Source organism: Bradyrhizobium sp. 132, assembly GCF_023074185.1.
Lineage (GTDB): Bacteria > Pseudomonadota > Alphaproteobacteria > Rhizobiales > Xanthobacteraceae > Bradyrhizobium.
The window spans coordinates 1-25007 of the sequence record NZ_JADPKY010000039.1 but is presented as its reverse complement, the minus strand read 5'-3'; the positions used below and the strand labels follow the sequence as shown (position 1 = coordinate 25007).

Annotated in this window: 35 protein-coding genes and 1 pseudogene; 21 read left to right on the top strand and 15 right to left on the bottom strand. The window is 60.2% G+C overall.

Annotated features, from left to right (window positions below):
* The first annotated feature begins 258 nt into the window (after positions 1-258).
* The 5 genes and pseudogenes from IVA74_RS07070 (at position 259) to IVA74_RS07045 (ending at position 2471) form a co-directional block, all read left to right on the top strand.
* Entirely contained in the window at positions 259-684 is a 426-nt protein-coding gene (locus IVA74_RS07070; RefSeq protein WP_247341077.1) for a hypothetical protein, read from the top strand.
* Between the two features lie 8 nt (positions 685-692).
* Positions 693-959 carry a hypothetical protein gene (locus IVA74_RS07065; RefSeq protein WP_247341075.1) on the top strand — a complete coding sequence of 89 codons (267 nt, stop codon included), beginning with the start codon at positions 693-695 and terminating at the stop codon, positions 957-959.
* Positions 960-1086: 127 nt separating this feature from the next.
* A pseudogene (locus tag IVA74_RS07060) lies at positions 1087-1441 on the top strand (hypothetical protein); the annotation flags it as partial.
* Between the two features lie 560 nt (positions 1442-2001).
* Entirely contained in the window at positions 2002-2181 is a 180-nt protein-coding gene (locus IVA74_RS07050; RefSeq protein ID WP_247341073.1) for a hypothetical protein, read from the top strand.
* On the top strand, positions 2178-2471 hold the full coding sequence (locus IVA74_RS07045) for a hypothetical protein (protein ID WP_247341071.1): 294 nt from the start codon (positions 2178-2180) through the stop codon (positions 2469-2471). Before IVA74_RS07050 ends, IVA74_RS07045 begins: the two co-directional genes overlap by 4 nt.
* 24 nt (positions 2472-2495) lie before the next feature.
* Here the strand turns inward: IVA74_RS07045 and IVA74_RS40920 are convergent, their stop codons facing one another.
* Positions 2496-2621, bottom strand: a complete 126-nt coding sequence (locus IVA74_RS40920; RefSeq protein ID WP_256467605.1) for a hypothetical protein — start codon at positions 2619-2621, stop codon at positions 2496-2498.
* An 890-nt stretch (positions 2622-3511) separates the two neighbouring features.
* Between IVA74_RS40920 and IVA74_RS07040 the strand changes: the two genes are divergently transcribed.
* The 4 genes from IVA74_RS07040 (at position 3512) to IVA74_RS07025 (ending at position 6222) form a co-directional block, all read left to right on the top strand.
* Entirely contained in the window at positions 3512-3667 is a 156-nt protein-coding gene (locus IVA74_RS07040) for a hypothetical protein (RefSeq protein ID WP_247341069.1), read from the top strand.
* Positions 3668-4315: 648 nt separating this feature from the next.
* Positions 4316-5206 carry an exonuclease domain-containing protein gene (locus IVA74_RS07035; RefSeq protein ID WP_247341067.1) on the top strand — a complete coding sequence of 297 codons (891 nt, stop codon included), beginning with the start codon at positions 4316-4318 and terminating at the stop codon, positions 5204-5206.
* A gap of 494 nt (positions 5207-5700) precedes the next feature.
* Positions 5701-5877 carry a hypothetical protein gene (locus IVA74_RS07030; RefSeq protein WP_247341065.1) on the top strand — a complete coding sequence of 59 codons (177 nt, stop codon included), beginning with the start codon at positions 5701-5703 and terminating at the stop codon, positions 5875-5877.
* 69 nt (positions 5878-5946) lie between these two features.
* Positions 5947-6222 carry a hypothetical protein gene (locus IVA74_RS07025; RefSeq protein WP_247341063.1) on the top strand — a complete coding sequence of 92 codons (276 nt, stop codon included), beginning with the start codon at positions 5947-5949 and terminating at the stop codon, positions 6220-6222.
* A gap of 345 nt (positions 6223-6567) precedes the next feature.
* On the opposite strand, the gene IVA74_RS07020 is transcribed toward IVA74_RS07025, so the two are convergent.
* Entirely contained in the window at positions 6568-6960 is a 393-nt protein-coding gene (locus tag IVA74_RS07020) for a hypothetical protein (RefSeq protein WP_247341060.1), read from the bottom strand.
* 790 nt (positions 6961-7750) lie between these two features.
* Between IVA74_RS07020 and IVA74_RS07015 the strand changes: the two genes are divergently transcribed.
* The 4 genes from IVA74_RS07015 (at position 7751) to IVA74_RS07000 (ending at position 9496) form a co-directional block, all read left to right on the top strand.
* Positions 7751-8263: a septal ring lytic transglycosylase RlpA family protein gene (locus IVA74_RS07015; protein ID WP_247341058.1), complete on the top strand. Its 513-nt coding sequence runs from the start codon at positions 7751-7753 to the stop codon at positions 8261-8263.
* An 84-nt stretch (positions 8264-8347) separates the two neighbouring features.
* A complete protein-coding gene (locus IVA74_RS07010) occupies positions 8348-8680 on the top strand; it encodes a hypothetical protein (RefSeq protein WP_247341056.1) in 333 nt (110 codons plus the stop codon).
* Between the two features lie 188 nt (positions 8681-8868).
* The gene (locus IVA74_RS07005; protein WP_247341054.1) at positions 8869-9090 is read left to right on the top strand and encodes a hypothetical protein; all 222 of its coding nucleotides are present in this window, start codon (positions 8869-8871) and stop codon (positions 9088-9090) included.
* A 133-nt stretch (positions 9091-9223) separates the two neighbouring features.
* Positions 9224-9496, top strand: coding sequence for a hypothetical protein (locus tag IVA74_RS07000; protein WP_247341052.1), 273 nt, complete (start codon positions 9224-9226; stop codon positions 9494-9496).
* Positions 9497-9605: 109 nt separating this feature from the next.
* On the opposite strand, the gene IVA74_RS06995 is transcribed toward IVA74_RS07000, so the two are convergent.
* Both IVA74_RS06995 and IVA74_RS06990 read right to left on the bottom strand, forming a co-directional pair.
* Positions 9606-9827 carry a hypothetical protein gene (locus IVA74_RS06995; protein WP_247341050.1) on the bottom strand — a complete coding sequence of 74 codons (222 nt, stop codon included), beginning with the start codon at positions 9825-9827 and terminating at the stop codon, positions 9606-9608.
* A 20-nt stretch (positions 9828-9847) separates the two neighbouring features.
* Positions 9848-10774 carry a Ku protein gene (locus IVA74_RS06990; RefSeq protein ID WP_247341048.1) on the bottom strand — a complete coding sequence of 309 codons (927 nt, stop codon included), beginning with the start codon at positions 10772-10774 and terminating at the stop codon, positions 9848-9850.
* 141 nt (positions 10775-10915) lie between these two features.
* Here IVA74_RS06990 and IVA74_RS06985 point away from each other — a divergent pair, with 141 nt between their 5' ends.
* From IVA74_RS06985 to IVA74_RS06970, 4 genes are all read left to right on the top strand, one after another.
* Complete coding sequence (locus tag IVA74_RS06985) at positions 10916-11326, top strand: hypothetical protein (RefSeq protein ID WP_247341046.1); 411 nt, start codon at positions 10916-10918, stop codon at positions 11324-11326.
* 14 nt (positions 11327-11340) lie between these two features.
* Complete coding sequence (locus IVA74_RS06980; RefSeq protein WP_247341044.1) at positions 11341-11790, top strand: hypothetical protein; 450 nt, start codon at positions 11341-11343, stop codon at positions 11788-11790.
* A 4-nt stretch (positions 11791-11794) separates the two neighbouring features.
* Positions 11795-12523, top strand: coding sequence for an SOS response-associated peptidase (locus tag IVA74_RS06975; protein WP_247341041.1), 729 nt, complete (start codon positions 11795-11797; stop codon positions 12521-12523).
* Positions 12524-12647: 124 nt separating this feature from the next.
* Positions 12648-12917, top strand: a complete 270-nt coding sequence (locus IVA74_RS06970; protein WP_247341039.1) for a hypothetical protein — start codon at positions 12648-12650, stop codon at positions 12915-12917.
* 25 nt (positions 12918-12942) lie between these two features.
* Here the strand turns inward: IVA74_RS06970 and IVA74_RS06965 are convergent, their stop codons facing one another.
* The 3 genes from IVA74_RS06965 to IVA74_RS06955 form a co-directional block, all read right to left on the bottom strand.
* Entirely contained in the window at positions 12943-13161 is a 219-nt protein-coding gene (locus tag IVA74_RS06965; protein WP_247341037.1) for a hypothetical protein, read from the bottom strand.
* A gap of 237 nt (positions 13162-13398) precedes the next feature.
* Positions 13399-14187 carry a GGDEF domain-containing protein gene (locus IVA74_RS06960; protein WP_247341035.1) on the bottom strand — a complete coding sequence of 263 codons (789 nt, stop codon included), beginning with the start codon at positions 14185-14187 and terminating at the stop codon, positions 13399-13401.
* 204 nt (positions 14188-14391) lie between these two features.
* Entirely contained in the window at positions 14392-14859 is a 468-nt protein-coding gene (locus tag IVA74_RS06955; RefSeq protein WP_247341033.1) for a hypothetical protein, read from the bottom strand.
* Between the two features lie 496 nt (positions 14860-15355).
* On the opposite strand from IVA74_RS06955, the gene ligD reads away from it, so the two are divergent.
* From ligD to IVA74_RS06935, 4 genes are read left to right on the top strand one after another with little or no spacing between them, the layout of a single operon-like run.
* A complete protein-coding gene (ligD, locus tag IVA74_RS06950) occupies positions 15356-17173 on the top strand; it encodes a DNA ligase D (RefSeq protein WP_247341031.1) in 1818 nt (605 codons plus the stop codon).
* 5 nt (positions 17174-17178) lie between these two features.
* Positions 17179-17676 (top strand): hypothetical protein, encoded by a 498-nt coding sequence (locus IVA74_RS06945; protein ID WP_247341029.1) that lies wholly within the window; start codon positions 17179-17181, stop codon positions 17674-17676.
* Positions 17677-17681: 5 nt separating this feature from the next.
* The gene (locus IVA74_RS06940) at positions 17682-18242 is read left to right on the top strand and encodes a PIN domain-containing protein (protein ID WP_247341027.1); all 561 of its coding nucleotides are present in this window, start codon (positions 17682-17684) and stop codon (positions 18240-18242) included.
* Positions 18239-18403, top strand: coding sequence for a hypothetical protein (locus IVA74_RS06935; protein ID WP_247341025.1), 165 nt, complete (start codon positions 18239-18241; stop codon positions 18401-18403). The genes IVA74_RS06940 and IVA74_RS06935 overlap by 4 nt, the downstream gene beginning before the upstream one ends.
* Positions 18404-18870: 467 nt before the next feature.
* Here the strand turns inward: IVA74_RS06935 and IVA74_RS06930 are convergent, their stop codons facing one another.
* The 8 genes from IVA74_RS06930 to IVA74_RS06895 all read right to left on the bottom strand — a co-directional run bounded on the left by IVA74_RS06930 (position 18871) and on the right by IVA74_RS06895 (position 24751).
* Positions 18871-19107 carry a hypothetical protein gene (locus tag IVA74_RS06930; protein ID WP_247341023.1) on the bottom strand — a complete coding sequence of 79 codons (237 nt, stop codon included), beginning with the start codon at positions 19105-19107 and terminating at the stop codon, positions 18871-18873.
* 17 nt (positions 19108-19124) lie between these two features.
* Positions 19125-19856 carry a Crp/Fnr family transcriptional regulator gene (locus IVA74_RS06925; RefSeq protein ID WP_247341021.1) on the bottom strand — a complete coding sequence of 244 codons (732 nt, stop codon included), beginning with the start codon at positions 19854-19856 and terminating at the stop codon, positions 19125-19127.
* 301 nt (positions 19857-20157) lie between these two features.
* Positions 20158-20340: a hypothetical protein gene (locus IVA74_RS06920; protein ID WP_247341018.1), complete on the bottom strand. Its 183-nt coding sequence runs from the start codon at positions 20338-20340 to the stop codon at positions 20158-20160.
* Between the two features lie 468 nt (positions 20341-20808).
* On the bottom strand, positions 20809-20976 hold the full coding sequence (locus IVA74_RS06915; protein WP_247341016.1) for a DUF2934 domain-containing protein: 168 nt from the start codon (positions 20974-20976) through the stop codon (positions 20809-20811).
* A 491-nt stretch (positions 20977-21467) separates the two neighbouring features.
* The gene (locus tag IVA74_RS06910; RefSeq protein ID WP_247341014.1) at positions 21468-22967 is read right to left on the bottom strand and encodes a hypothetical protein; all 1500 of its coding nucleotides are present in this window, start codon (positions 22965-22967) and stop codon (positions 21468-21470) included.
* The gene (locus IVA74_RS06905) at positions 22948-23214 is read right to left on the bottom strand and encodes a hypothetical protein (RefSeq protein WP_247341012.1); all 267 of its coding nucleotides are present in this window, start codon (positions 23212-23214) and stop codon (positions 22948-22950) included. Before IVA74_RS06905 ends, IVA74_RS06910 begins: the two co-directional genes overlap by 20 nt.
* Before the next feature lie 380 nt (positions 23215-23594).
* Entirely contained in the window at positions 23595-24521 is a 927-nt protein-coding gene (locus IVA74_RS06900; protein WP_247341010.1) for a hypothetical protein, read from the bottom strand.
* A complete protein-coding gene (locus IVA74_RS06895; RefSeq protein WP_247341008.1) occupies positions 24518-24751 on the bottom strand; it encodes a hypothetical protein in 234 nt (77 codons plus the stop codon). Before IVA74_RS06895 ends, IVA74_RS06900 begins: the two co-directional genes overlap by 4 nt.
* Between the last annotated feature and the right edge of the window lie 256 nt (positions 24752-25007).

Below are 25007 nucleotides of genomic sequence, written 5' to 3'. Positions count from 1 at the left end.
CATCTTCGCCCATTGGGCGTCAGTCAAAACGAATCGGTCCATCCCAAGCTTGAATCACAACCAAGCCCCGATGAGAATCCTGAATCCCAACAGACCCTAGTGCAGATGTTTTTCCACCTTGAATTACCGTGAACTTCCGGCGCCGATCTGGCGGGTCTCCCGGCCAATAAGGGCTTGACCGACACTTGGCGAGGCAGCGGTCACCCGCCACAAATCCTAGCGGCTTGCCTCCGGCCGCTACCGGAGGAATCCTCCGGGATGGGCACTAAGTCGAGAGAGGTCATCTGGGGCGGTCGGATCATGGGCGCGAAGATCCGGGCCCAGGGCGCCCGACAACGGGCTCAGGAGGCTGCGCGGGAAGCGGACCGGGCCGAGGCTGAAGCTTGGTCCGTCCGGATGGAAGGTTACGGCGGCCCAGCCCAACCCTCCCCCACAATCGGTCAATGCCTCAACGGCGGGCTTGCATGGCTGGAGCTCGAGTGCGCCCGCTGTAAGACGCGCGCCAGTCTGCCACTTGACGCCATCCGCCGACCCCGAGATACGCCGGTTTGGAAACTCGAAGCTTCGCTGAAGTGCCGCTCCTGCCGCACCACCCGCTACGCGCCCCCTGCCCGCATGATCAAACTAACCGAGACAAGGCAGATCACGCCCTATAAATGGGTTCACCCAAGCGAAGAGCGGTAGAGCGTTGCATGGCGAAATTTGCGACCGAACGTCCTTATGCGGAGCCCGAAGCCGCGGCTCGCCAGTTGATCCAGCTCGCCGCGACTATCGAGCCGGTTCAGGACGGGCGCATCCACATCGAGAAGGTCAACGCGCCATTTATGTCTACGCTCGGCGGCAACGGCAGCGAGTTCGGCGCCGGCATCAAGTATGCTGTCCAGCAAGGCTGGCTTGAGCTGCACGAAAGCGGGACCTATGTGCGTCTGCTGACGCCGAGCAAAAATCTCCTGAACTAGGAACTTCGCCTTCTTCAGGGGAATTGATTCTAGGCCGGCTCCCCCGGGCCGGCGGAGCGGCCTCGGCCCTACCCCAAAAGCCCCCCTGAAGCCGGGGCCGTGTCTCCGCCGTCGGTAGTTTCGGAGTATGCGTACCTCGCCCTCGATCGTGCCGGCCGATCGCTTGGACCGCGACATTTGCCTCGTGCTCGAGGACTTCGGAGCCGGCGCCGCATGCGCCTGGCGCGAGACGGATGAAGCCGACACCGACATGGCGACCGTCCTGCAGCATCTTCTGTCCGGCCAATATACCTATCCGGTTAGGATCGTTTGCTTCAATCCGAGCCAAGGCTGGACGCGGGACGCAACCTCTGAGTTTGCTGACGCTGTAGCCCAGCTGGCGGCAGATACCGACGCCGAGGTCTCGCCTGCTCTGCAGGCCTTTATTGCCACCAACGCCAGCCGGCACTTCGACCCAGCTCGCCCTCCCCTTGCGCGGCGCCATGATAATTGAGGAGCCGCCAACTGAGGCGGCCTTGTCCATTTACGGGCGGCTTACTCCGGGGGTTGCAGACCAGGCGAGTTCAGCCAATCGCTCAGATGCGCGCCCGTCTCAGCTAAGCGCGCCTTCCTGAGAAGCCGCTCGCGCTCAGCACCAGGGGGGAGCTGGGCAGCTTGTTCTTTGAGCTGAGTGGCGTGCTCGCCCAATCGTTCTTCAAGCGACCGGTTGTGCTTCACTCTGCGGCGTCGCTGAGACATGGAGCCATTCCTTGTGCCATTAACGACGACTCCAAAAACCGAAAAAGGTAAGTTCAGTTCCGGCTCGGAACGAAAATTGCCGTCCAACGTCGAGGGGCGCTTCGTCTGCTCCACCTGCGGAAGTATCGCTAGCGGGGCAGAGACGCCCCGGCCAGGGGGGCTTTTGAGGTGTGGAGCCGGGGCCGCTGGAGGTGCTTAGACCTTGGGAGATCCAAGCATCCTGAGCCTAGGAAAAATCGGCAATCTGTTCTGTTCGCTTTCGGACGGTGGCTATATTGTTCCCTCCGGGAACGGAGTGGCTGCAATGAAAGACATGCAGGCTCAGTTGGAAAAGCTCCGCACGGATGCGGCCGACTGCGCGCTGATCCGGGATCTGGCGACCGATCCAAAGAAGCGCGAACTATTCGCCCGGCTGGCGGAGCACCTGAGCGTGCTCGCCGCCGAGGTCGAGCGTGCGGTTGCGGAGGGTTTGAGCAAGGGATGACCAGGGGCTGGGGGCGGCCTTTCGAGGATCCGATCGAGGTCAACGGCCGCAAGCTGGCGACACTGTTGGACGCCGGCGAGTACATCGCCTCGCTCCCAAAAAAAGAGCACGCCGCGCCGGAGTGGCAAGCAGCGATGGAAGCGCTGATCCTGGTGGCAGAAGGCGGCGGCCCGACGATGTTTGCCCGGATCGGCATCATGCGGGCTCTGAACCGACACTACGTCCCGGAATCAAACCCGAAGGGCAAAGAGCCGCATTGGGGCCGGCGCAAGCTGAAGAGGGATCAATGACAGAGGCCGCCAACTGAGGCGGCCTTACATGCTTGGGGCCAGGTAGTCGAGAAACCGGAAAAACCCGTAGAGGGTGAGAGCAGTTACAGCCGCGAAGGCGACAATCATCCCCACCCATTCGCGTTTGGAAAATAGATCGAAGTCGAACATGCGAGCCCCTTGCCGCCGACGCCAACTGAGGCGGCCTTACTCTTTTTCCTCCGGGTGTAGCTGGGCCTTCTTTGCCATCAGCTCGGCAATAAGCTGGTCCATACCGTCTAGCGCAATCTGGTCTGTGATCCGGGACCGCATCCCTTTGTAGCGTTCAATCTTCTTGTCTAGGTCGATGCACTTCTCACACATTGGCCGCCCCGTTGCGCGGTTTTCGGGGCATCAATTAACATTTGATGGGTTCGTTCCAAAGCAGGTCACCACGAAAATCAACTTAGGCCACTAGGGTTAAAGCAGGCCAGCGCCCAAATTGGCATGAGAACGTTCTGTCAACGGAGAACAAGGCCCGCCAGCGTGACCTGCCGGGCTGCCTCTCCATCACCGGCACGAAGCCAATTTCGTATCCCGCGAAATCTTCTTGAAACATAGCGGGTCGAAGCTGGCGGCATCAGATATGGGGATGCAGATGCTAGTCCTGATGAACCTGATTTGGCGGCGGCTTGCCTACACAATGCTGATCGGTATGCGCTATAAGCTCGTCCGGCAGTAATGGCGAAGGCGGCTTTCGTCAGGAGGCCACCACCATGCCCAAAGAGATCGCTATAGCGCTCTGGTCCTTGGCAGCTGCCTGCGTTGTCGCATTCAGTATGGCAGCTCTGGTTGCGCCTCACTAGAAGAGACACAGACCCGCCAGCGTGAACCTCAGCATAATGCGGGCGCTGAACCGACACTACGTTCCCGAGTTAAACCCGAAAGGGAAGGAACCACACTAGGGCCGGCGCAAGCTAAAGAGAGATGAATGAAAGACCGCCAACTGAGGCGGCCTTAATTTTTTTTCCGGGCCGGCTCCGCAGTTAGGTCGGCGCTTTCAATCCTGGGGAGCCAATCCATTGCTGAAGCTGGAGCGAGGTTTCGCTTATATGCGCCGCTCTCAGGAGAGCTTCGCGCTTCGCTCCGGGCGGCGCTGCCTCTGCGCGCCGGCGGGCTTCGTCCGCCAACTGGGCAAGTCGAACGGTCATGGGAATGGTTTGTTTTTTTCTGGTTAGCATGGGGTGGCTCCGCGTGATGGCGGGAGCACGAGCAGCTCTCAGTCACCGTTAGATACCGTGATGGGCGGTGATGAAATGATCAGGCGCTTGTTCCGCTCGAATAGATACTAAATTCGGCAATGCAAAATAGCCGCAACGAAATTCAATGTACGTTGGCCACGACAGGCTCTATGGCGGCCCATGGGAAAAGCCGCAGCGTGGTCCCAGCCCCACTGCGGCATTCCCGGGCAACTCGAAATTTGGTTGGTACTTAAATCGGGCCGGTGTTCTCACAGTAGAACGCCCCGTTCCAAAAATGGAGTCGGTACAACTACCGGAGTCCGCCGTTCTGCCCATTGTCGTTTATGCACGACCATGGCACGGCTTGGCTTCCAGCCCCCAATGCTCCCGGCTGCCAATCCAATTGCGGATTAGAGCGCCAGGAGCGCCACAGGCCCGCCAGTGTGAACCGGCGGGCCTTTTGCTGTCAGATGCCGGAAATCGTCTTGCCGTCGCCAATATCCGCGCCGTTTTCGAATCCGCTGGCGTCATCTTTCGAGCAGATGGCGAGTCGATCGACGGGGCCGGGCGTTCGTCTCGCCCGCAAGTAGAGTTGCCCCTCCGGTTCGCTCCCCTTATGGTGGTGGCGGGTCTGGGGAGTCTCAATTGGCAATTACTAATTTTATCGCGCTCGACGTCGAGACTGCGAATTCTGATTTTGCGAGCATTTGCTCAATTGGCCTGGTCCACTTCCGCGGTGGAGAGGTTTTTAAGTCGCTTACGATTCTAGTCGATCCGGAAGACGATTTCTCACGCGCGAACATCGGCATTCATGGCATTCGACCCGAGGACGTTGCCGGCAAGCCGACGATGGCCACGGTCTTTCCAGTCATAGGCAACGCACTCCGCGGTGCTGCTATTGTCCATCACAGTCCATTTGACCGGTCTTCGCTTGCGCAAGCTGCAAGCAAGTACGGCACCGATGGACTCCTTTGCACATGGATTGACAGCCTTCAGGTAGCGCGCCGCGCATGGGATAGCTTTGGAACGAATGGCGGGTACGGACTAAAAAACCTTGCGTCGACATTTGATATCCAATTCAATCATCATGACGCCGCGGAGGATGCCCGCGCGGCCGGTCTCATCATGTTACGGGCCATCGACGAGACAAAGGTAAGCCTTCAACCCTGGATCGACGATATTGGTTATGAGAGCATTGATGGCGCCGCACCGCGACCATTCAAGCGGAAAACCGATTGGAAGCGGCATTCACAGGACGGGAATCAAGATGGCCCGCTATTTGGCGAAACCATCGTCTTTACCGGAGCACTATCCATTGAACGTGCTGAAGCCGTTCAGATGGCCGCAATCGCTGGATGTAGGGTGGCAGATTCCGTGAGCAAAAAGATTACCATCCTTGTGGTTGGCGATCAGGATTTGCGACTCACGGAGGGGCAAGAGAAAAGTTCGAAGCATCGGAAGGTGGAAGCGATGATTGCTGAAGGCGCGCCGATAAGGATCGTCCGCGAAAGTGATTTCATGATGATGGTCGGTTAGCTGCTGAGCTGCTGCTGGAGAAACATGGATTGGCAGTCCCCGTCATAGCCTCAGATACCACCCTAAGGTTCTAATGGACCGAAAAACGGCTCACGCCGGTCGACGCCCCTGCTAGACAGCAGTGGCAACGCTACCAACGGTGTGCCGCGCGACCTGCCGCGGGTGGCGTCAACCACGATTACGACCGTGCCCGCACCACGGTAATGGGATCCCTGGTGATATCCCGAGCGACACGGGCGCCGTATTGGACCCCTAGTTCAGCAGAGCCAAATAGCTCCCCTGCATTGTCCGCCTGTATTTGACCATTGTGGATGATCGGAAAATAGTGGCGCTGCACAGCAATGCCTCCGTCCTCAAGCCGCGATCATGCCCACGCCTCGGGACGGCGCGCACCTGTCACAAAAGCCAGTGGTCCGTGCAGCGCCATTCACCAGGGATTTGCGAACCGCGCGACACGTGTTAGACCGCGCTCCTATCAATGAAGGAGCGCCAAGTTGGCCAAGAAGAAAAAAAGTGTTCGTCGCGAGTGGACGAAAGACGACCTGAAGACGCTGAAGTTACTTGCGAAGCAAAAGACTGGTGTCAGGAAGATCGCAAAGAAATTGAAGCGAACGCCGGGCGCGACGGCGGCTAAGGCATTCGTTCTTGGCGTGTCGCTCAGCACGCAATAGGCGGGCACCTGCTAAGTCATCCACAGCGCGCGCTTTCCACTGAACTTCGATCTAATAGGATGCCGCCCGATGCGACGCGCGTTTCTGGGCGCTGTTGATCGCGCGCGGCATTCGTTAAGCATTTCCGGTTATGCCGATGCCATGCTGGGAGCGGTGGGGCAGTTGCTATTGCGAGGTGCGGTAAGCGCTGCGGGCGCCGCTTTGACGGCCCTCTGCATTGCTGGAGTGCTTTCGTTGGGGGCGACGCACGTTCCGACCAAAAAACAAGCGGTCGCCGAGACCATCGCACTCAAGAACGGTTGCGTACCCAGCCGGTGCGGCACGAAGGAGAGCGCTGGGCACTAACGGAAACAGCGATGCTTTCCAGGATTAAATATCCCCACTGCTTGATCGTCGCAGGAGCTGTCCTCGGACTGGCGGGATTGATCGAATGGGCGTTCCAAAGAAACCGCAAGCGGCCGAAGAAGGTGCGAGAACCCGCAGTACTGATCAACCGGCCGTCGAATCGGAGGCGAATGCCAAATCGCGTTGAGAGGACCACTCTCAAGGGCAGGTAAATTGAATTGGTCACCAAAGTTGACGCGTCGCGGCTTCGTTCTCTCTGTTGTTTCGTTCTCTCTGTTGAAGATGCGCGGAAGGTTTTTCCTACTTTCGGAAAGAAGTTTCCGGCACTGAATTAAGCGCGAACATCTATCGCTTTGTGCGTGAGTTCTGACGGGCACTCGAACCGCTCTCCGCATTCGCGGATGCCAGCCCATCAACGCGTGCGCCGAGTGCGCCTAGTTGATCTGACATTAGCTTGCGATTACTGCCTTCCGAGGCAATTTTGCGCTGGACCTCCGCTATCCGGTCCACAAGGCTTTGCTGGCTTGACTGAATGTCTTTCACCGTTTGCTCAAGAGCTGCTACCGCCCTCCTTGTTTGTTCGACGCCAGAATCTTGACGAATAGCAGTCGCTGCCTGCAGAGCATCAATTCTGTTGCTCATCCAAACGAACATGCCTCCAGCCAACACAACAATCAGCGCGACCACGAGCCAAGGCAACACCTGACGGTGCGTGCGGGCAGATTCTGTTGGTTCCATCACGGCTCCTAGGTGAACGTAACTCCATCAAACACCTTGAATAGGACTTAGTTGCGACCGCCGCCCCTGTGTTGCCGGCACGAACCCGTGCGGGCTCAAAGGAGCAAGTCTGCGGCAGACAAGCGTACAGAGCGAGAGGCATTGACGGAAGAGGCGGCTGACCGGACTGAGGAAGCCGAGCAAGTAAATCGCAGGTCTTGGGAAGGTATTGTGGTCAATTGCCAACGCTTCGCCGGTCTTCGAAATCGCCGAGCAGAAGAATGCGGCGTCCTTTAGCGAGCTCCAACCGCAGCCTCCTAAGTACCTCGAATAACCCCCTCTGCCTCCAATCAAGCTGCCCGATAGCGCGTTCGGCACCTGCCTCGGCATGGTCGTCGTGTTCGGCGTTGGCGGTTGCCCTCAAGCTCGGGCCGCTGCTCGTCCACTAAGACCAGCGCGTAGCACCGCTCGCCGGGCCATTCGCGTCGGCGGGCGTACGGCCACCAACAACCTCTGCCCGTTCGTCAGTAGGCGGGTTGAAATTTCTCATTTGGGGATACGCAAGGTTTCCCATGGGCCGGTCGTATGTGGAGCGCGCTGGGAAGACTGGCCGCCCCTGGCCCCGGCCGGTTTGCGCTAAATGGGGTGATGCATTGCAGCGAGATAATTGACTTGCTGCGGTGCTCCTACGCACATCCTCGCAACGTCGGTATGCAATCACCTATTTGCGAGACGCGAATGCATGTTCAGGAACGCTGGCTGATGGGTTGCATTGTTGACTTGTGCTTCCATTGTTTGATGAGGCCGAACGATGCGTCTTCTCCTCAGAATGGTTGCGATTGCGACAGTCCCTGCGTGGATTGGATTGAATGCGAACACCGCTGCAGCAGAGGATTTCAATGAGCGGTGGTCCATCATACCAAAGGCTCACGCGGAGCCCGCTCCTGAAGGACTCGATCAGATAAAGACGGATGAGCCGCAAGCGCAACCTCCGAACAGACAAGAGCGCTTGCAAGACCGTTTAGGCACTCAATCTCTCAACCGGGTCTTTTCCGGAAAAGCCTCCTACTATTCGTATTCCAAAGGCAAGACAGCGAGCGGTTCATCGTTTGATCGGAATCAACTAACCGCGGCGCACCGCCGTCTGCCGTTCGGCACGAGAGTCCGAGTCCTTGATCTTGAGACGAATAATTCGGTGGTGGTTCGGATCACCGACCGCGGACCATGGGTTCGTGGCCGCGTCCTCGACCTCTCGCTCGCCGCCGCGCGCACCTTGGGGATTACGGATCGTGGCGTGGCTCAGGTTCGTGCTGAGGTGTTGTAGCAGTCGTCCATCGCCTGCCAAAATACGCACCGCCGCCCCGGGCCCTTACATTAACGGTCCGGTTTTTGGGTCCGAGAACGTGCCGTGGCTCTGAAGAACCCCGACGCTATTGCGGTCATCGTGACCGCCCTCCGGCTTACTCACGGCGACGAAGCTGCACGAGCCATGCTGGTCGGCGGCATGAGCCTGGCCGCGCTGATAGACGCGATGTTCTCCGCACCGATCGGCAGACGCGATGCCGTTCACAACATCACAAGCGCGTTGGACGACTTTGCCATTTCGCCGGAACTCGGCCCGGTCTGGCACCTTCACTACGTTTACGAAAATCATGGCTCGTTTCGCGTCGTCGACATGGAAATTGTGACGCCGACCGGAACGCTGTCCAGTAAAGACGTCTGGCTTCGGCTGCACGTCTAACTTCGCAACGTTGCAATGTAAGGTGAGCAATGTGAGAATACTACTCGCAAGCTCGCTCGACCGGAGATCGTGTTCACGCGGACGGCGCTGGGGACTACAAGGTCCTCGCAGTCGATTACGGCCGAGGTAATTAGGCCCCACTGCGATGATTGTGACTGCAGTGCAAGACCAAGCATATAGCCGCACGAATGGCGCTAATCGTCGGCGCAGATAAGCTTGACCGGCTCTTCCGTGCCGTTCGGTTTGACGAAGTGGACGGCGATATCCTCTACGTCTACGCACGAGACGAGGATGCCGCGGCAGAGATGGAGGACGAGTTCGCGCTACATATCTCGATCATCGCCTCGAAGATCCTCGATCGCCAGATCAATGTAATGCTAGTTCTCCCGCGGCAACTCATGAAAATCTGAACGATAGCTGTCCACACCCATCACTGGAACAGGTGGACAAGGTCAAGCCTGCGATTTGCGAATCCCAGCTCTGTGTTATGCGTCGGAACGACGGGGTTGGATGGCAATTCCTTCCGCGTTAATGGAGTTCGCGATGTTGATGTTCCGGGAGCGAGGCTCCGCTTATTGCACGGTCGAAGGTTGGGCTCGGTCGGTGTTGTTGGAAGCTGGTGCAATCCGGGAATGCGAAGAGCACGGTTGGATGCAAGATCGTGCCGATCCTCACGCCCGCGATCGCGCTTTCAAGGTTGCTCGGCAGAACCCTCCGATCGGGGTCTCGCCGGATGCGGCTGCCGTCGCAGTAGCGGAGGTCCTGGACGGGATCGGCGACACTTGCCCCGAATGCCTGCCCGAAGACGGCCGCTGAGCTGGCGACCATTTAGTGTCAGGCCGCCACAATCGGCTCATGACCTCGACAATCCCGAGGAGCGCGCCCTTGCGGCATCTCGTGAAGCGCGTGCGAGCTTCGAAGCTTCCTATCGCCGGCGCGCGACCCAGATACCGAGCAGGAACGCAACGAAAAGCGACTGCAAAGGTGCCTTCATCGTGATCTCGCGCACATTATCTGCCCAGCGCATCGTAGACTCCTCCGAAGACGACCGAAGCGGCTGCTTGCGCACTCCAGACGTCTCGGCACCCTCACCGTCGTTCACGAGCCCGGAGGCTTCAGTCATTGCCGAGGCTTCGTTCATGTCCATAGGGTTCTCCTACTCTGGCTTCAGGCCGACTTCCGTTGCGGCTTTGCCGACCGCTTCTTTGCCGATGTTTCCTTCGCCGGCGCCTTGCCGGCAATCGACATCAGCATCTCCTTCTGTCCGGCCGCCGCCTTGCGTGGCTTCTTGGCAGGCTCGTCTGCCTTCGCCAGCGCGGCCTCCTTGCCTACTGATCGGCGAAGCGCCTCCATCAGGTTGACCACGTTGGTCGCTGCCGGCTTTTCTTTCGGCGTGATCGGCTTTCCGGCCCGCTTCTGGTTGATGAGCTCGATTAGCGCGGTCTCATAATGGTCCTCGAACTTTTCCGGCTCGAAGTTGCCGGCCTTCTGGTTCACGATGTGCCTGGCGAGATCGAGCATGTCCTTTGTGACCTTCACGTCCTGTATCTCGTCGAAATACTCGTGCTCGCTGCGCACCTCGTACGGATATCGCAGCAGAGTGCCGACGAGTCCCTTATCCATCGGCTCGAGCGCGATGATGTGCTCGCGGTTGGTCAGCACCACGCGCCCTATCGCGACCTTGTCCATCTCCCTGATGGTCTCGCGGATCACCGCGAAGGCATCGTGGCCGACCTTGCCGTCCGGTCTGATGTAGTAGGGCCGGATCAGATAGCGAGGATCGATGTCGGACTTGTCGACGAACTCGTCGATCTCGATGGTCCTTGTGGACTCCAGCGCGATCTCCTCCAGCTCTTCCTTGGAGACCTCGATGAACTGATCCTTCTCGAGCTGGTAGCCCTTGACGATGTCCTCGTTGGGCACCTCGTCGCCGGTATCGGCATCAACCTTCAGGTACTTGATACGGTGGCCAGTCTGGCGGTTCAGCTGGTTGAACGAGATCTTCTCGCTCTCCGACGTGGCCGGATAGAGCGCCACCGGGCAGGTGACGAGCGAAAGTCGCAGGAAGCCTTTCCAGTTGGCGCGAGGGGCCATCAACGCGGTACTCCGAAACAGGGCGGCGGGTGGATTCAAGACGATCGGCCGATCATGGTTCCGACATCACCGGTCGTCGGAATCGTGATTTATGGAGAGCGGGACTCGACTCTAACGTTCTTGATATGTTCTAATGTGGGCATGACTGACCGCCCCGCGAGCTGGCGCATGCCGACACCCAAGCAGATGGAAAAGATGGCCCGCCTAGTCGGCGGGAACGCCCCTGCCCCCCACGGACTGGCTCCCGAGGACGACCTGCCGTCGGAATACTGGTGGGCGCTTCTCGAGGATCCTCGGGTAGATGCGGCCAGCCAAGGGATCGGCGCTTCCGGTCGCCTGCTGCGGCTGAGCCAAATTCCCCGGCACTTGCTCAGGGTGGGCTGCCGGCGCTGCGCCAGGACGGTCGAGATTCAGAAGGCGGATGCCACCCGGCTCTATGGTCCCGATGCGGTCTGGCGGGATGTCGGTCAGCGGCTGCTCGACAAAACCTGCACACAGCGAACCGGTCGCCATGAGGAAGACGGCTGTTGGCCGTCCTACGACCCGACCTAGGCCCGACGCGGCCCATGGCTCCCAAGCACCACCCCACGCCCCTCTCCGGCGTAGACCGCAAGGCTCTCGCCAAGGAGCTCGGGCGGGCCCGTGCGGTGACCTCGATCCTCGCCTCGCAGTCGGCTGACGCCAGGGCCAAAGGCGAGGCCCTGATCCGGACGGCCGACAAGCTCTTGTGCGAATCCTGGAACGAGAAGATGTGGGCCGACGGCGGGCCGATCGATCCGTCGCCGACCGTCGACCAGGGCATCAACGGCGGCTACTCGTGGCTCGAGATCGAGTGCTCGCGCTGCAGGACCAAGCGCGAGGTCGACCTGGCCACCTTGCGCCATCCGCAGACCACCTTTGTGCACGACCTGGCGAGCAGGCTCTGTTGTAGCAAGTGCGCCCACGCCAATCGCCGGCCTGCAGCGACGCTGCTACAGTTGGCGCAGCGCCCCCGCCAGGCCGCACCGGAGACCTGACGCCATGTGCAACCTCTACTCCATGACGAAGAATGTCGACGCGATCCGGCGGCTGTTCGGAGCGCTTGACAGCCGCGTCGGCAATCTGCCGTCGATGCCCGGCATCTTTCCGGATTACCCCGCCCCGATTGTCCGCAACGGCGAGCCGGGACGGGAAATCGGCATGGCGCGCTGGGGCATGCCGTCCTCTTCGAAGGCGCTGATGGACGCCACGAAGAAGCGGGCCGAAAAGCTCGAGGCGAAAGGAAAGCCGGTCGACTTCAAGGAGCTCCTCCGGATGGAGCCGGACAGCGGCACCACGAACATTCGCAACGTCAACAGCTCGCACTGGAAGCGCTGGCTCGCTCCAGAGAACCGCTGTCTGGTGCCCTTCACCAGCTTTTCCGAATACGACACCATCGGAGGCAAGAAGGTGCCCGTGTGGTTCTCGCCCGACGAGAACCGGCCGCTGCTCGCCTTCGCTGGCCTCTGGACCACCTGGACCAGCGTCCGCAAGGCGAAGGAGGGCGAAATCACCGCCGACGTATTCGGCTTCCTCACCTGCGAGCCGAATGCAGAGGTCGGCCGCGTTCATCCGAAAGCCATGCCCGTAATCCTGACGACCGCCGAGGAGTACGACGTCTGGATGCGCGCACCCTGGGATGAGGCCAAGGCGCTGCAGCGACCGCTTCCGGACGGCGCTCTCAAAATCGTCGCGACCGGCGAGAAGGAAGACCCAGCGACCACGACGTAGTTCTGCACAGGCCTGCGGAACACGGGGCAAGGCCGAGCCCCAACGATTCGAAATCCCTGTCCCGTGCTAACCGCGCGGAACGACCGGGGGACGGAGGGATTCGTCCGGGCAGGAGCCATCTCTTATGCTGATGACACGGCAAAGACGGCCAATGATCCGGACCGTGCGTGGGTGGGCGATCTCGGTGTTGCAAGATGCTGGCGCCATCCGTGAGTGCGAGGAGCACGGCTGGATGCAGGAACGTGCCGACCCGCACGCGCGCGACAAAGCCTTAGAAATCGCAAGCCAGGATCCGGCGGCCGGACTGTCTCCGGATCAAGCCGTGGCCGAGATTTGGGACGTGCTGGAGTCAATCGGAGACACCTGCCCGGATTGCTCTCCCGAGGCCGGCTGACACCGAGCGCTGCTCATTGTAGCGACTATCCGCCGACCAGCCAAGGCAGGCCGTGCCTCCCAAGCCAAGCCATCGCCGCTGAACAAGCGAGCGAAATCAAGCTGGCCCAGAACCAAGAACGTCCGCGTGCGGCATTGATCGAGCGCAGATACAGGAAGGCTCCGAGCAACGTTCCATAATTCCTCCTGAAGTCTCCATTGAGTTTAGCTATCTTGGATAGCTCCGAAGAGGTTTCGTCAGCCACGACGCTGGCTCCCATGTCGATTACCAGCACCCTATCAACCACTGTTTTGCCCGACGGCGCAAGAGATATTTCGGTTTTTCAAAATAGACGCGTTTCCGTTTGGATGTGTTTGGAGTACGCACTTGCGCTCGCACTCGACGCCAGGCGTCGCCGATAGAGCATTTTAAGATCGAAGCGTATGGAGGGCGGCCGTGATGCGCCTGAACCAAGACCCTTTCGGTCCGGCACCCCGTTGGGTTACGCGGCGATCGAATCCGCCAGGACGTCCGCCCGGACTACGCGATTGCGGCCTTGGTGCTTGGCGGCATAGAGCGCCTGATCGGCCATGCGCATGACCTTGCTCAGATCCATTTCGCCATGGGATTGGGCGAGCCCGATGCTGATCGTCACGTTGGTCGAGGCACCTTCGGCGACGACTGCATGTGCGGCGCAGGCCCGCCGCAGATCTTCGGCGTACTGGGCAGCGCGCTCCTTGGACAGCCCGGTCATCACAACGGCAAATTCCTCGCCGCCATGCCTTGCCACCAGCATCTGCCTTCGCTCGGCGAAGGAGCACAACACCTGCGCGACCGCGACGAGCACTTTGTCGCCGAACTCATGCCCGAACTGGTCGTTGATCGCCTTGAAGCGGTCGATGTCGCACATCAGCACAGTGGTTGCCAGGTTCGCATCGCGCGCCTTGGTCAAGGCCGATTCGGCAGCCTGGTCGAAGCCCCGTCGGTTGAGCAGTCCGGTCAGCTGATCGGTGCCAGAGATGCGCTGCAGTTCGGCGCGCGTCAGCGCCAGCTCGCGCATGGTCAGCGCGGACCGGTAGCTCAGGGCCGCCGTCAGCAGCCCGGAAATCATCATGCTGATCAGGATGGACGATTTTGTCACGAAGCCGACGCGCACCAACGCATCCGGATCGGACCCGAACTGCAGGAGGCACAGGGACAACGTCAAGACCACGGTCAGGCCGACGCTCACGGCGGAGCGCCCCATCGTGTGGCGCAGCGCGTCCTGGTGCGTAATGATGACTTTGGCCATGGCTTTGCCGCCGTAAAGCGGCCAGCATCCGTCCCCTCACCTTCACGGCAGGTTAAGGCACGCTCCGCTCCGCAGACGCCGTTAACGCCGATCTAACGACGAAGCTCAATTTGCGGTGGTCGGCCATGAAAGCGCAGCGGCGCGGAGTCCTCGCTCTCAGCCGTGCTTCAGGGCCGATTTTACCTCGCTTGAGCCTATGGAGCGCTACTTGCCGCTGAGCGACAGGCTGATGCGAGTGACGATCTTGTCCCAGTCGCGCTCTTCGTCCGCGGGATAGTTGATCAGGACGCAATGGACCAGCCGCCCGGAGAAGTTGCAGCGGTTGTACCAAACCTTGTCGCCCTTGTAGCTGGAGACCGCAAAGAACCGTGGTGTCACTCGCTTGTACTGAATGCGTGGAGGCGGATGCTTCTTTGCCAGAAAAGCAGCGGGAGAATCGTTCTGGACGTTGGGCGCGGCCTGGATCGTGAGGTCTGCGCGTCCGTCGGCGGTGCGGAACCGTTGACCGTAACCGTCGGGTCGACCCGCTGCCTCGGTGAAGATCGAGGACGGAAAGTCCACGGAGGTGCCGCTCTCGGGGATGTTGTATCTGGTCCATCTAACGGGCTGGGCCGAGGCCGCCAACGTCGAGGCGGCAAGTGTCAATACAAGAGCTGCCCACGTTGCTTTCATCGCATTCCTCCGGCGATCACAGAGAAAAGCGGAGAAGGTCAACTACGTTCCAAGACGCCTGCTGCTGCCGATTGAAAACACGCGAGCTACTCGCCTTCCTCGACGGGATCATTAGCATCAAGCCATCTTGAGAATCTCGGCGAGCATCTGCCGCCCTTGGAGAACGCGACCGCGACAGTTCCTCCAGGCTCTTGGATCGCGTGGTGTCAGGCAGCGCGCAGCGGGGACTGCGGACGACGGAGCCAGCCGACCTCTTCCGCCCGGCACCTCGGACACCTGAACTGGATTTCGCGTTGCACGGAAGCCGACTTTGGGATGTTCGCTGCCATGGGCCATGCGCCGCATCGGGGACATTTCTCGAGTAGGGCCTCCGTTTCTATCATCGCACTCGCTCCTCCCCCTATACCACCGCTCGCCAACGCTCGGAGGCGACCCACGTTCCGGGCGATCCAGAGACGAGACACGGAACGAATCAGCGTGACGACGTTGAATCGCCATGTGTGCTGTGGCGTTGCGTCAGTCTCGGTCGGGAGTATCGCGTGTCCACGGCGCCGTCAAAGCTGCTATTCCTGGTTACATCGAGCCGTGTGATCCCACGCTGCGCGAGAAGCCGCCGCGCGGCGAAGACTGGGTCTACGAGATCAAGGCCGACGGCTATCGCGCCCAGCTGCATCTGCGAGATGGGGACGCCAGAGTCTATTCACGCACAGGCCTGGACTGGACGGAACAATTCTCCTCGATTGCAGCGAGCGCCGATCTGCTCAAGGCAAACAGCGCAATCATCGACGGCGAAGCCGTGGTGTACGGCAGTGGCGGCCTGCCGGACTTCCAGCAGCTCAGGCGGGAGCTCGGCCGCAAGCGCAGCGAGCGTGTGCGCTACCACGCGTTCGATCTCCTGTACCTTGACGGCTATGACCTGCGTGGCGTCGCGTATGAGGATCGCAAGCGCCTGCTGCAGCGGCTTCTGAAGGACGCACCGGAAACCTTCATTTACGTCGAGGCGCTTGCGGCCGACGGCAACGTGATCTTCGACAAGGGGTGCAAGCTGGGGCTGGAAGGTATCGTCGCCAAGCGGCTAGGCCAACCTTACCGGTCCGGGCGGCAGGAGAGCTGGGCCAAGCTCAAGTGCAAGAAGAGCGAGACCTTTCCGATCGTCGCCTTCGTGGAGAAGCTTGGGGCGCGCCCGCGCAAGGTCGCCTCGCTCTACGTCGGCCGACGCCAGAATGGCAAGCTGCTCTACGCCGGCAAGGTGCGTACCGGTTACACCGAGACGACCGCGCGCGAATTACGCGAGCGGCTTGATCCGTTGATCCGCAACACTTCTCCCCTCGATGCGGCCGTCAAAAAGCCGAAGGCGACCTGGGTCGAGCCGACCCTTGAGATCGAGGTCGAATATGGCGCGCTGACCGATGATGGCCTGCTGCGCGAAGCTGTGTTCAAGGGGTTTCGAGACGATCTCGCGGTGCGCAAGGTCAAGGCGCCGCGGCTGGTGCCGTCCGTCGCCGGCCGGCCGAAGCTGGGCGTCCCCCGAGAGAACATCCTGCAGCTTCTGCCCGAAGCCGTTGCTCCGTCCAAAGAAGACCTCGCCGACTATTGGACCCGGGTCTGGAAGAAGGCGCTGCCGCACCTCGGGCACCGTCCGCTGAAGTTGGTGCGTCACGTGCACGGCACGACCTTCTATCACAAGGGGCCGCTGCCGAAGGACATTCCGGCCGCCGTGCACCAGCTCCGTATTCAGAAGCGCGAGGGCGGCCAGGGAACGCGCCTGTGGGTCGATAGCCTGGATGGTTTCCTTGGCCTCGTCGAGATCGGGGCTGTCGAGCTGCACCCGTGGAATGCGACCGCCGAGGACTTCGAACATGCCGACCGCATCGTGATCGACCTCGATCCCGGCGAGGGCGTCGACTGGAATGCCGTCGTGGAGACCGCGCTCGATTTGCGCACGCTGATGAAGCGCGAGGGCTTTGAGACCTGGCCCAAGCTCACCGGCGGCAAAGGAATTCATCTGATGGCGCCACTGGATCAGCCGGTGCTGCACGACAAGGCGCATCGGGTCGCGCATCAACTGGTCTCCGACCTCGCAGCGCGCTTTCCAGACCGCTACCTCCTTTCTGCCCAGGCGAAGCGTCGCGATCGCATCTTCCTCGACTATCTGCGCAATGGCCGCGGCACCACCGCGATCGGCACCTATTCCCCGCGAGCCCGAGAGGGATTTCCGATTGCCGCACCCGTGACCTGGAAGCGCATCGAGAGCGGGATCGCGCCGGATGCCTTCACCATGGACAGTCCATTCCGCGCGAAGTCGAGGAGGTGAGCGATATGTCGGATGCATTCGATCAGTGGATGGAATGGCGCTACAAGTCTCTGGGCGACAGGCGCAGCATTCCCGCCGAACTCTACGCGGCGGTGACGTCGCTGCCTGAAACCGATCGATCGGACCGGCAGAGGGTCAACGAGGTAGTACGCAGCCATGATGAAGTTCGCCGCGAGGGCAGAGCCGTATGGCTCTACCTTGATGACTACCAGAAGGGCGAGTCGCGCACGATCGGCGATCCCGGCTGGGTAAAGGTGTTTGCATCTGGCGGTGCCGCCGACGCCTGGCTCCAGGACAACGACCTCGAAGGCGTGGCCTGGGAATACCAAGTGGAAGGCGGACCAGTCGAGGGATCGGTGTGGTTCTGCTTGCCCGATCCGGCGTCCAGAGCCATCGGTGAGCCCGATTGGATCAAGCTCTTTGCCTCGAAAGAGCGCGCGCAAAAATGGCTTGAGGACAACGAGCCAAAGCGCGACATTTGGCAGTACCCGATTCAGGAGTGACGCGCATGAGTGCGTTCGTTGACAGCTCCGTCTGGTCCGCTGCGGCCGCCAAGCGGGATGCTCAGAATGAGCGCGCCAAGTCGATCCTTCAGAGCATCGACCAACGCCTCACGACGGACTTGGTGCTGGTCGAGACGTGCCAGCTTTTAAAAGCCCAATTTGACCGCGGCGTGGCGGAAGTCTTCTGGGAGCGGCTGCGCGACAGCGGAGCTCGGAGCGAACCCCATCACCCGCGCCGATCTGGATGCGGCTTCGGAGATAGGGGCGCGCTTCGCGGACGAGAGCTTTTCCTTCGTCGACCGGACGAATTTTGCCCTGACGGAGCGCATGGGGATCAACCGAAAAAGGGAACGAAGACTCAAGCCGGATTCTTGAGGAACCTGACTTTTTGGCGAAAGTTGTCGGCCATGAAACCGGCGAAAACATTCAAACAGCAAGCTCGTGTAGCCGAGAAGGCCGCTCAGGAGACGGCCGACGAATTCGTTTCTCGGCAGATGAAGGCCCTGGCCTCAGGATTTAGAGCGCAGGCCAAAGTTCTGAAGAAGAAAAAGAAGAAGGGCGTATGACGAAAGAATCTCTCCAGCACCACGCCGATCGGGCCGAAGCCCTCGCCGCCCAGACGGCGGACGACGAGCTTCGCGAGACTCTTCTCAAGGCCGCCGGGGAATACCTAGAGCAGCTCAACAGCGCGGACCCCAGCGCGCCGATGGGCTGGCCGCCATACTGAGGCTCTCCAGGCAGCGGCGTCTGGGCCGCGCCCCAAGACCGATGAGGAACAACTTCAACCCGGTCGGAATTGCCGCTCTGAGCTGTCGGCATCGCCTGCCGCCAGAAAGCCGCGTGGCGTCGACGCTGCTGCGGGACCTTCATCTTTAAGGAGATCAGCATTGAGCGACCGGACGGGCAATGAACCTGCACCCTTGGTGCTCTTGGGCGTGGCGATCATCCCCATCATTGCGGTATTGGCGTGGTTCGCTTTTTAGGGCTTTGAACCTTTTCCGCGATGGCGCGTCATATAGCCGAAGCCTCCCTAAGCTTCACCCCCACCAGAAAGCCCCGCTCCCCCAAGCGGGGTTTTCACTTTGTGGCGCTGCATCAACGCTATTCGCCTGCAGCAAATGATGAGGCCCGACCCAAGGCGCTGGTGCTGATCTCTCCGCCTATTGGAGCGGCCATTACCTGCGCCAAGCAATTTCAGGAGTGACCATTCAAGGGCTTGCGTGCGAGCGTGATGGCCAGTTCCAGAACTGACTGCTCATCATTTCTCAAGGTGACGATCACGTGCGATCCGCCCGATGTGAAAACGTCCCTGGCGACGGAGGCTGCAGTTGCGATCGCCTCTTTCTCCGCGGCTCGAGCGTCGGGATGGTCCGCCCCTTCATCGTCAGCCGCAGCGAAAAAGTCGTCCTTTATATCAAAGTAGAACCGCATGGCTCAGGGGACCCCTTTCAGAGGGATGGGTTCAGGTGGAGATAAAGGGGATCAAATTCGGTTAGCTGCCTCAGTCCAACCTCATCAAGGATCGATATCCTTCCCCTCTCGAACTGCAAGAGTCCCCGACTCCGCAACTCCTGAACCACTCTGTTCATGTGAACCACGCTCGTTCCGATTGCATCGGCGAGCAGCGCTTGGGTCGCCGGAAAATTGAACGACATATCATCCGCGCGTCCGATTGCCCTCATCCTGGTGTAAAGCTCGAGCACGATGTGCGCCACACGGCTGGTTGCATCGCGCTGGCCGACATTGCATATCCACTCGCGAAATATCGAGGCCTCGGTCAAAGTGTCACGCCAAAGTGCCTGGGCGACATTGGGCCGATTTCTGATCAGCTCGCGCAACGCGCCATGCGGGATGAATCCGAGCACGCAATTTCCGAGCGCGCTCACGTCATGATCCATGACATGGAGAAACAAGCTCTGCAGATCGGGAATGTCGCCGGGCTGGTGAAAGGCGACAATCTGACGATGGCCGCCACCGACGATCTTCGACCGCAAAATAAAGCCGTCGATCACGAGACAGCATGCCGATGGCCGGTCTCCGACAGCAACGACCGGATCTCCGTCCGTCATTTGTTTTACTGTAATCGGAAGACCGGTGATAGCGCGCTCGTCGTCGGCATCAATCTCAGTGCTGACGCGCAACCGTCTCAGGATTGGCTCGGCAATATACGCCCTATTCATCATTCGCTCCGATCGGCACATTTGCCCCATAGCGCTTCAGGGTGGCCCATCATTACAGCACCGAGCCTGCGGGCGACGGCTGGCACAGGCCGAAGCGGTGCCTGGGGACATGTTCTAATGTCCGCGGCAGAAAAGCGGGCAGCGCAGCATAGATACTTCTCACCATCGGGACGCCTTGGTCGTTGTGCTCGGCCCGGTTGCGCGAAACAGAAACCAGCACAGTTGAGAGCGTGTCTGCTTTGTAGGCGCACGCAAGCGTGCCGTGCGCGCCTGCTTCGATGCGGGATTGCAGGAGAGCGGATCAACTCGCGGAAAGTTGCTGATCCAGCGCCGCGGCCGTCTCGGCCGCATGAACCTTCTTTAACAGGGCCTCCTTTTGGGCACGATCCACGGTAGCGTCAGCCTGTCTTCTAACGCTGTCGGTGAATTCTGCGATGCGCTCTTGAAGCGTGGTGGTCTGCTTGAAACGTCGTCTTTTTTTCATCGGCACTCCTTGGTTGCAGGCGGACGCTAGGACGGGGCGCGTTGGTCAGCGCGCACATAGGTTAATGCTTTCGCACAAGACCGAGGAATTCGACGAGGACCGGGATCCATGCTCACTGAGCCAGGACACGGCAATCGCTGCTCGCGGCTTCCGGTTTGGGGGTAGCCGGCATGATCGGTCGGTCGAACCGAGGTACAGGTCGCCTTCGCCGCTACTATTCGGAATAAGGCTCTTATCGGCGATTTGTGCTGGAGGACGGGCGCCAACTACCGTGGTTTAGCCGCGCTGTGATTGACGGCGAGCGCTCGCGCGGATGGTCAAAGGTGATGGCTGCCGATGCTGACGATCGACGCACATGCTCTACGCGAATGCATGCGGGAGATTGGCGAAGCCTCAAGCGAGATCGAGCCGGGGCGAAATCGAGACCGTCAGCTCCTCTGCCAGGAGCCAGCGTGCTTCTGCTGGAGACTAAATGGCGTCGGGCGTACCCTTCGCAGCGTCGCCCCGCTCCGACGTACCCTGCAGCTCGCGTTCAGCCCGATGCCAGAACTCGAGCTCGCGGCCTTCCGGCCGGCCCGCCTCGTCCCAGAGCTCGTGCGCTCTCCGCTTGATCTGCTCGTCACTGGGGAATGGCATCAAGTGTCCTCCGAAGCACCCTCGGCTGCTTGAGCCGTTTGGATGCGATTGCAGCACCATGCGGCCCCACGCGGATCGTTCAATTCATGAGAGCAACTGCCCGTTCCTGCGTCCGCCGGGAACGATTCAGCGGCTTCGCGCGCAGCTGCATACCTGGACGATGGGGAGGTCAGGCATGGTGTTTTTCCAACCAGCACGGCGGACGCCAAGGGTCGGTGAAGTCGTCGGCCTGAATGGGGCCGTTATCGTTTGCGGATGTCATTGTGTCCGTGGCGTGCTGCTGTTGGCCGTCTACGCGGCCTGGAAAATAACCTGAATACTTGCGGCATAACGCGCGCGATTATGCGGCCGGAAGTTAAGGCCCATGGTGAGAGAGATTGAGTCGGCCCCTCCCGGACCATGTTTGGGTTCTCATTTTGCATACAAACAAGGGACTTGGGGGCGTCGGTCCCTAGGCTATGGCTCGACGCTTCCGAGATACCCCTACCCGGTCATGCTGCATTGTCCCTAAGGCTGTCTTCGTACCAAGCGTCATAGTCTGCGCGCTCTGCTTCCTCAGCAGGTGTCAACTCCCGTGGCTTCCTGCTCTCCCATTCGGGTGGCTCACGGGGCTCGCTGATGGTTTGCGGCGTCGGGTTTGCGTACCTCACCGGCTCGGGCTTGGTTGGCAGCGGCGGCTCGTCGTCAGGCCGGGTTGTCGGTTCTACGAATGCGTCGTTGTTCCCGGTTAGGATGACGGTACGGCCCAACAGATCCGCGCTGTCATCGATTTGCTCAAGGCCGGCCGCATGCACAAGCCTGGCGAATTGGCGCTGACCCTCGAATTGCGACTCTGCGTCGTCGTCCTCCAACAACAGGATACGCTCATGCTCGAAGCCGTCGCCGTCCCTTGCGGTAATGCGCAACTTGGTCGTGCTTCCCGCCTTCACAACGTCCGCAGATGTGATGCGAGCGGTGGTACGGATGGCAGGCTTGGCGGGTTTGGCGGGCTTGGGCTCCATCGTGCTAGTGGGTTTGGCCCTACCGCGCACATTAACAATCGCTGCCGACTTCGCATCCTTGTGAACGATTGGGAGATCCTGCAGCCAATTCTCCCCGACCAGCCAGTTATGAGGCATGACGCGCCAGCGCGGTTCAATGGCGTGCTCAGCGTAGTGTGCTGCCCACCGGATAGCCTCGGCAATGATCGCGCTGGCAAGCTCCGGTGATGGATCTAGCTTGGCCCAAGCCGCCTTGGCCTTGGCGCGCTGCTGCTTGTGGGCGTAGGCGTTCCAGAACTCTTCAAACCCACCGGCTGGGGTAACCTCGGCTTGGGCGCCTGGAACTGTATCGCTCGCTCTTCCCTGCGGCGCTTCCCCCGACGCGGGCGCCAGCCCCGCGGCGTGGGGCGGCGTAGCCGGCGCAGCAGAATAATTACTACTACTCGTAGCCCCGTCCTGTAGACGGGTCTGAGTAGTAGGGTCTTTGTCACTCGCAGGGTGAACACTAGCCGATTTAGCGTCACCTACAGGGTGAACAGCGGTGTCACCTACGGGGTGAACGCTAGTAGCGTCACCTATAGGGTGAACACTAACTGGGAATTGCCCCATGGAGGCCAGTTCCAAGAGCTGCCAATTAATGCTGTATCGGCTCCCGCGCCGACCCTTTCCCTTCTCATCCTCGAATAGGTATTGCCACTCGGTGAGGTCGCGATTCCCGCTGGCGATGTTCTGGATTGAAATAGCCTTACCAGTCGGACTGCGCGCCAACATCTCGGTCTGAGTGCGCCGTACGCTCGCGAGGCTCGTCCAGTTGTAATGCCTATGCGCCCAGCCAAGATGAAACTCCCACAATCGCTTGTGGCGGTACGAGGCGCGCGGGTCGTAATTCATGAGGTCAGAAAGTTTCGACCGCTTCACCAATCGACTGGTGTCTTTGGGGTCGTTGATGCCGTCTGTCCAATACGGATACGGCACTGCGCTTGCGCGCGCTTTAGCTCGGGGTTCGGTCATACTGCGAATGCTCGTCCAGTTCGAGTTTGTTCAGGGCCGCACGAGCAATGGCGTTGACCATTGCCGGGTCGAGGGACATCGAACGTCCGCCTCGGTCTGTGTTGGGGCCAAATACGCGGAATGAGCGGTCGCGCATCCGGGCTACGCGAAGCCCGAACAGTTTCAGCCCGTCGACGATTTCGACGTCCACATGGCCAAGCGTGTTGCCAGCGTCATGTGGCGCTGGCCTGAAGTTGAGGATCTTCATCGCTACTATCCCAAGGCGCGGCTGGCCGCATATTGGGGTTTCGGCTCAAAAAGCAGTTCGCCGTCCAACTCACACAAAATGAATCCTCTGCGGTCCATCTCCGCCGTTGTCAAAGCGAGTTGTCGGTGCATATCTGTCAGACGAGGGTCCGACATGACGCGGTGAATCCACACGCGACGCTTTGCTCGATTGCCCATGTTGGCCTCCGGTTGGTTGGTATGGACTAGTGCGGCTTTTTGGGCCGGACGCTAAACGCTCGCGCAACAGAAACGCCAGGTTGGCTCGGTACTCTGGGCATAAGAGCGGATCGCGCGGTGGTCTAGGCGACCGCTGAGCCGGGCTGGTGACGGTCACCGGACCTTTTTCAATCAAAAAAGGGGTCACGCCGGCCTGCCGCTCTTCCACCCGACAAGGATGGTCTTAAGAGACTCCAACTCCGCGGCGTTGACAACTTCGCAGCGCGCCCACGCAACCGGCTCTATCAACTCCCTGATAGCGCCCTCGACACAATCGCGCAGGTCGCGAGGGTCCATGGCATCAAGTTCCCAACATTTGTTGCCGTGATGCTGCGTGAACCAGCGATGGCGCGGGTCCTTGTTCTTGTCGGCTGCCGAGAACGACGGCAAGCTCTGTACTTGGCTAGGTGTCAGGGCTACGCGTCTAAACTTGATGTGGTCGCCTCCGTACTCTCGAAGGCGTTGCGGCAGGTCCTGCTCCGACATGTACATGCCGCTCGGATCGAAGTCTCCGACATAGAGAATAATAAGTTCGCGCCCGTCGGTGTCGTCGGCATCGTCATGCACGGCAGTCGCGCTGCTGAAGCCATGCTGAACGCGAAAGCCGACGGCGTATTGGTGGAGAACTGGCTTCAAGACGCCGCGAACCGTGCCCTTCTCGGACCACACCTCGACTCTGTAGGGCTGCTGGTCCCAGAAGTCTCGCCTGTAGGAGCGCGATACCGTAGTGGCGTACTCTTCCGGATTGCTCCATGCCGAAACCCGCTCAAGTTCTCGGGTCTCATCGACAATCCAGTCCCAAGGAATTGTGCCCTGTTCTCGCGCGACACGCAGGAGTCGATACACTTTCTGCATATCGTTGGTCGACATTGACGAGATAAGGCCACGGGTGAACAGCTTGTAGCCGATGCCGCGACCGGTGACGGGGCGAACCTCTTCGGCGATGTCGCGCATGGCAGCAATCAAGTCGAGCGAGGCCCGCGCCATGCCACGACCCTTTTTCAAACCTGTTTGAAAAAGCTCCGGCATGACCGAAGCGACGATGGCGGAGTCCTCCCGAATGCTCCTCACGCCGCCACCTCGCCAGCCTTGATGTTGTCGTTGGTGACATACTGCCCAAGCCGACGCCTAGCCCGCGCCATCACATCATCCTTCGACTGCAGGGTCGCTAGTTCCCGCTCCAGGCGTTCCACGTAGGGCGCAAAGCCCGGCCGGTCGTGCAGCACCATTACCTCAGCGACGAGGTCGAGGGCTGCGTTAAGGCGCTCTGCGGTGACGGCAGGCGCAACTTGAGTTTTCATGATGAGAGTCGTTTCGGTCGGGCGTGTTGCAGCCGAGTAACCGAAAAGCGCTTGCCGGGCCGAAACCCTCAAATGGCAATCACGCAGACGCTGTGCGTCGTGGATGTAAAAGTGATATGATTAATATTGGATATTGACAAGTTCGAAGCCGTACTAGGGTCTGTTGGGATTCATCTGGAGTTTATCGCGGCCGCGGCCAGATAGATCATTGAAGTGAAGCTCTGGTCGGTCTTGTCGGCGCGCATTGCGATGCGCT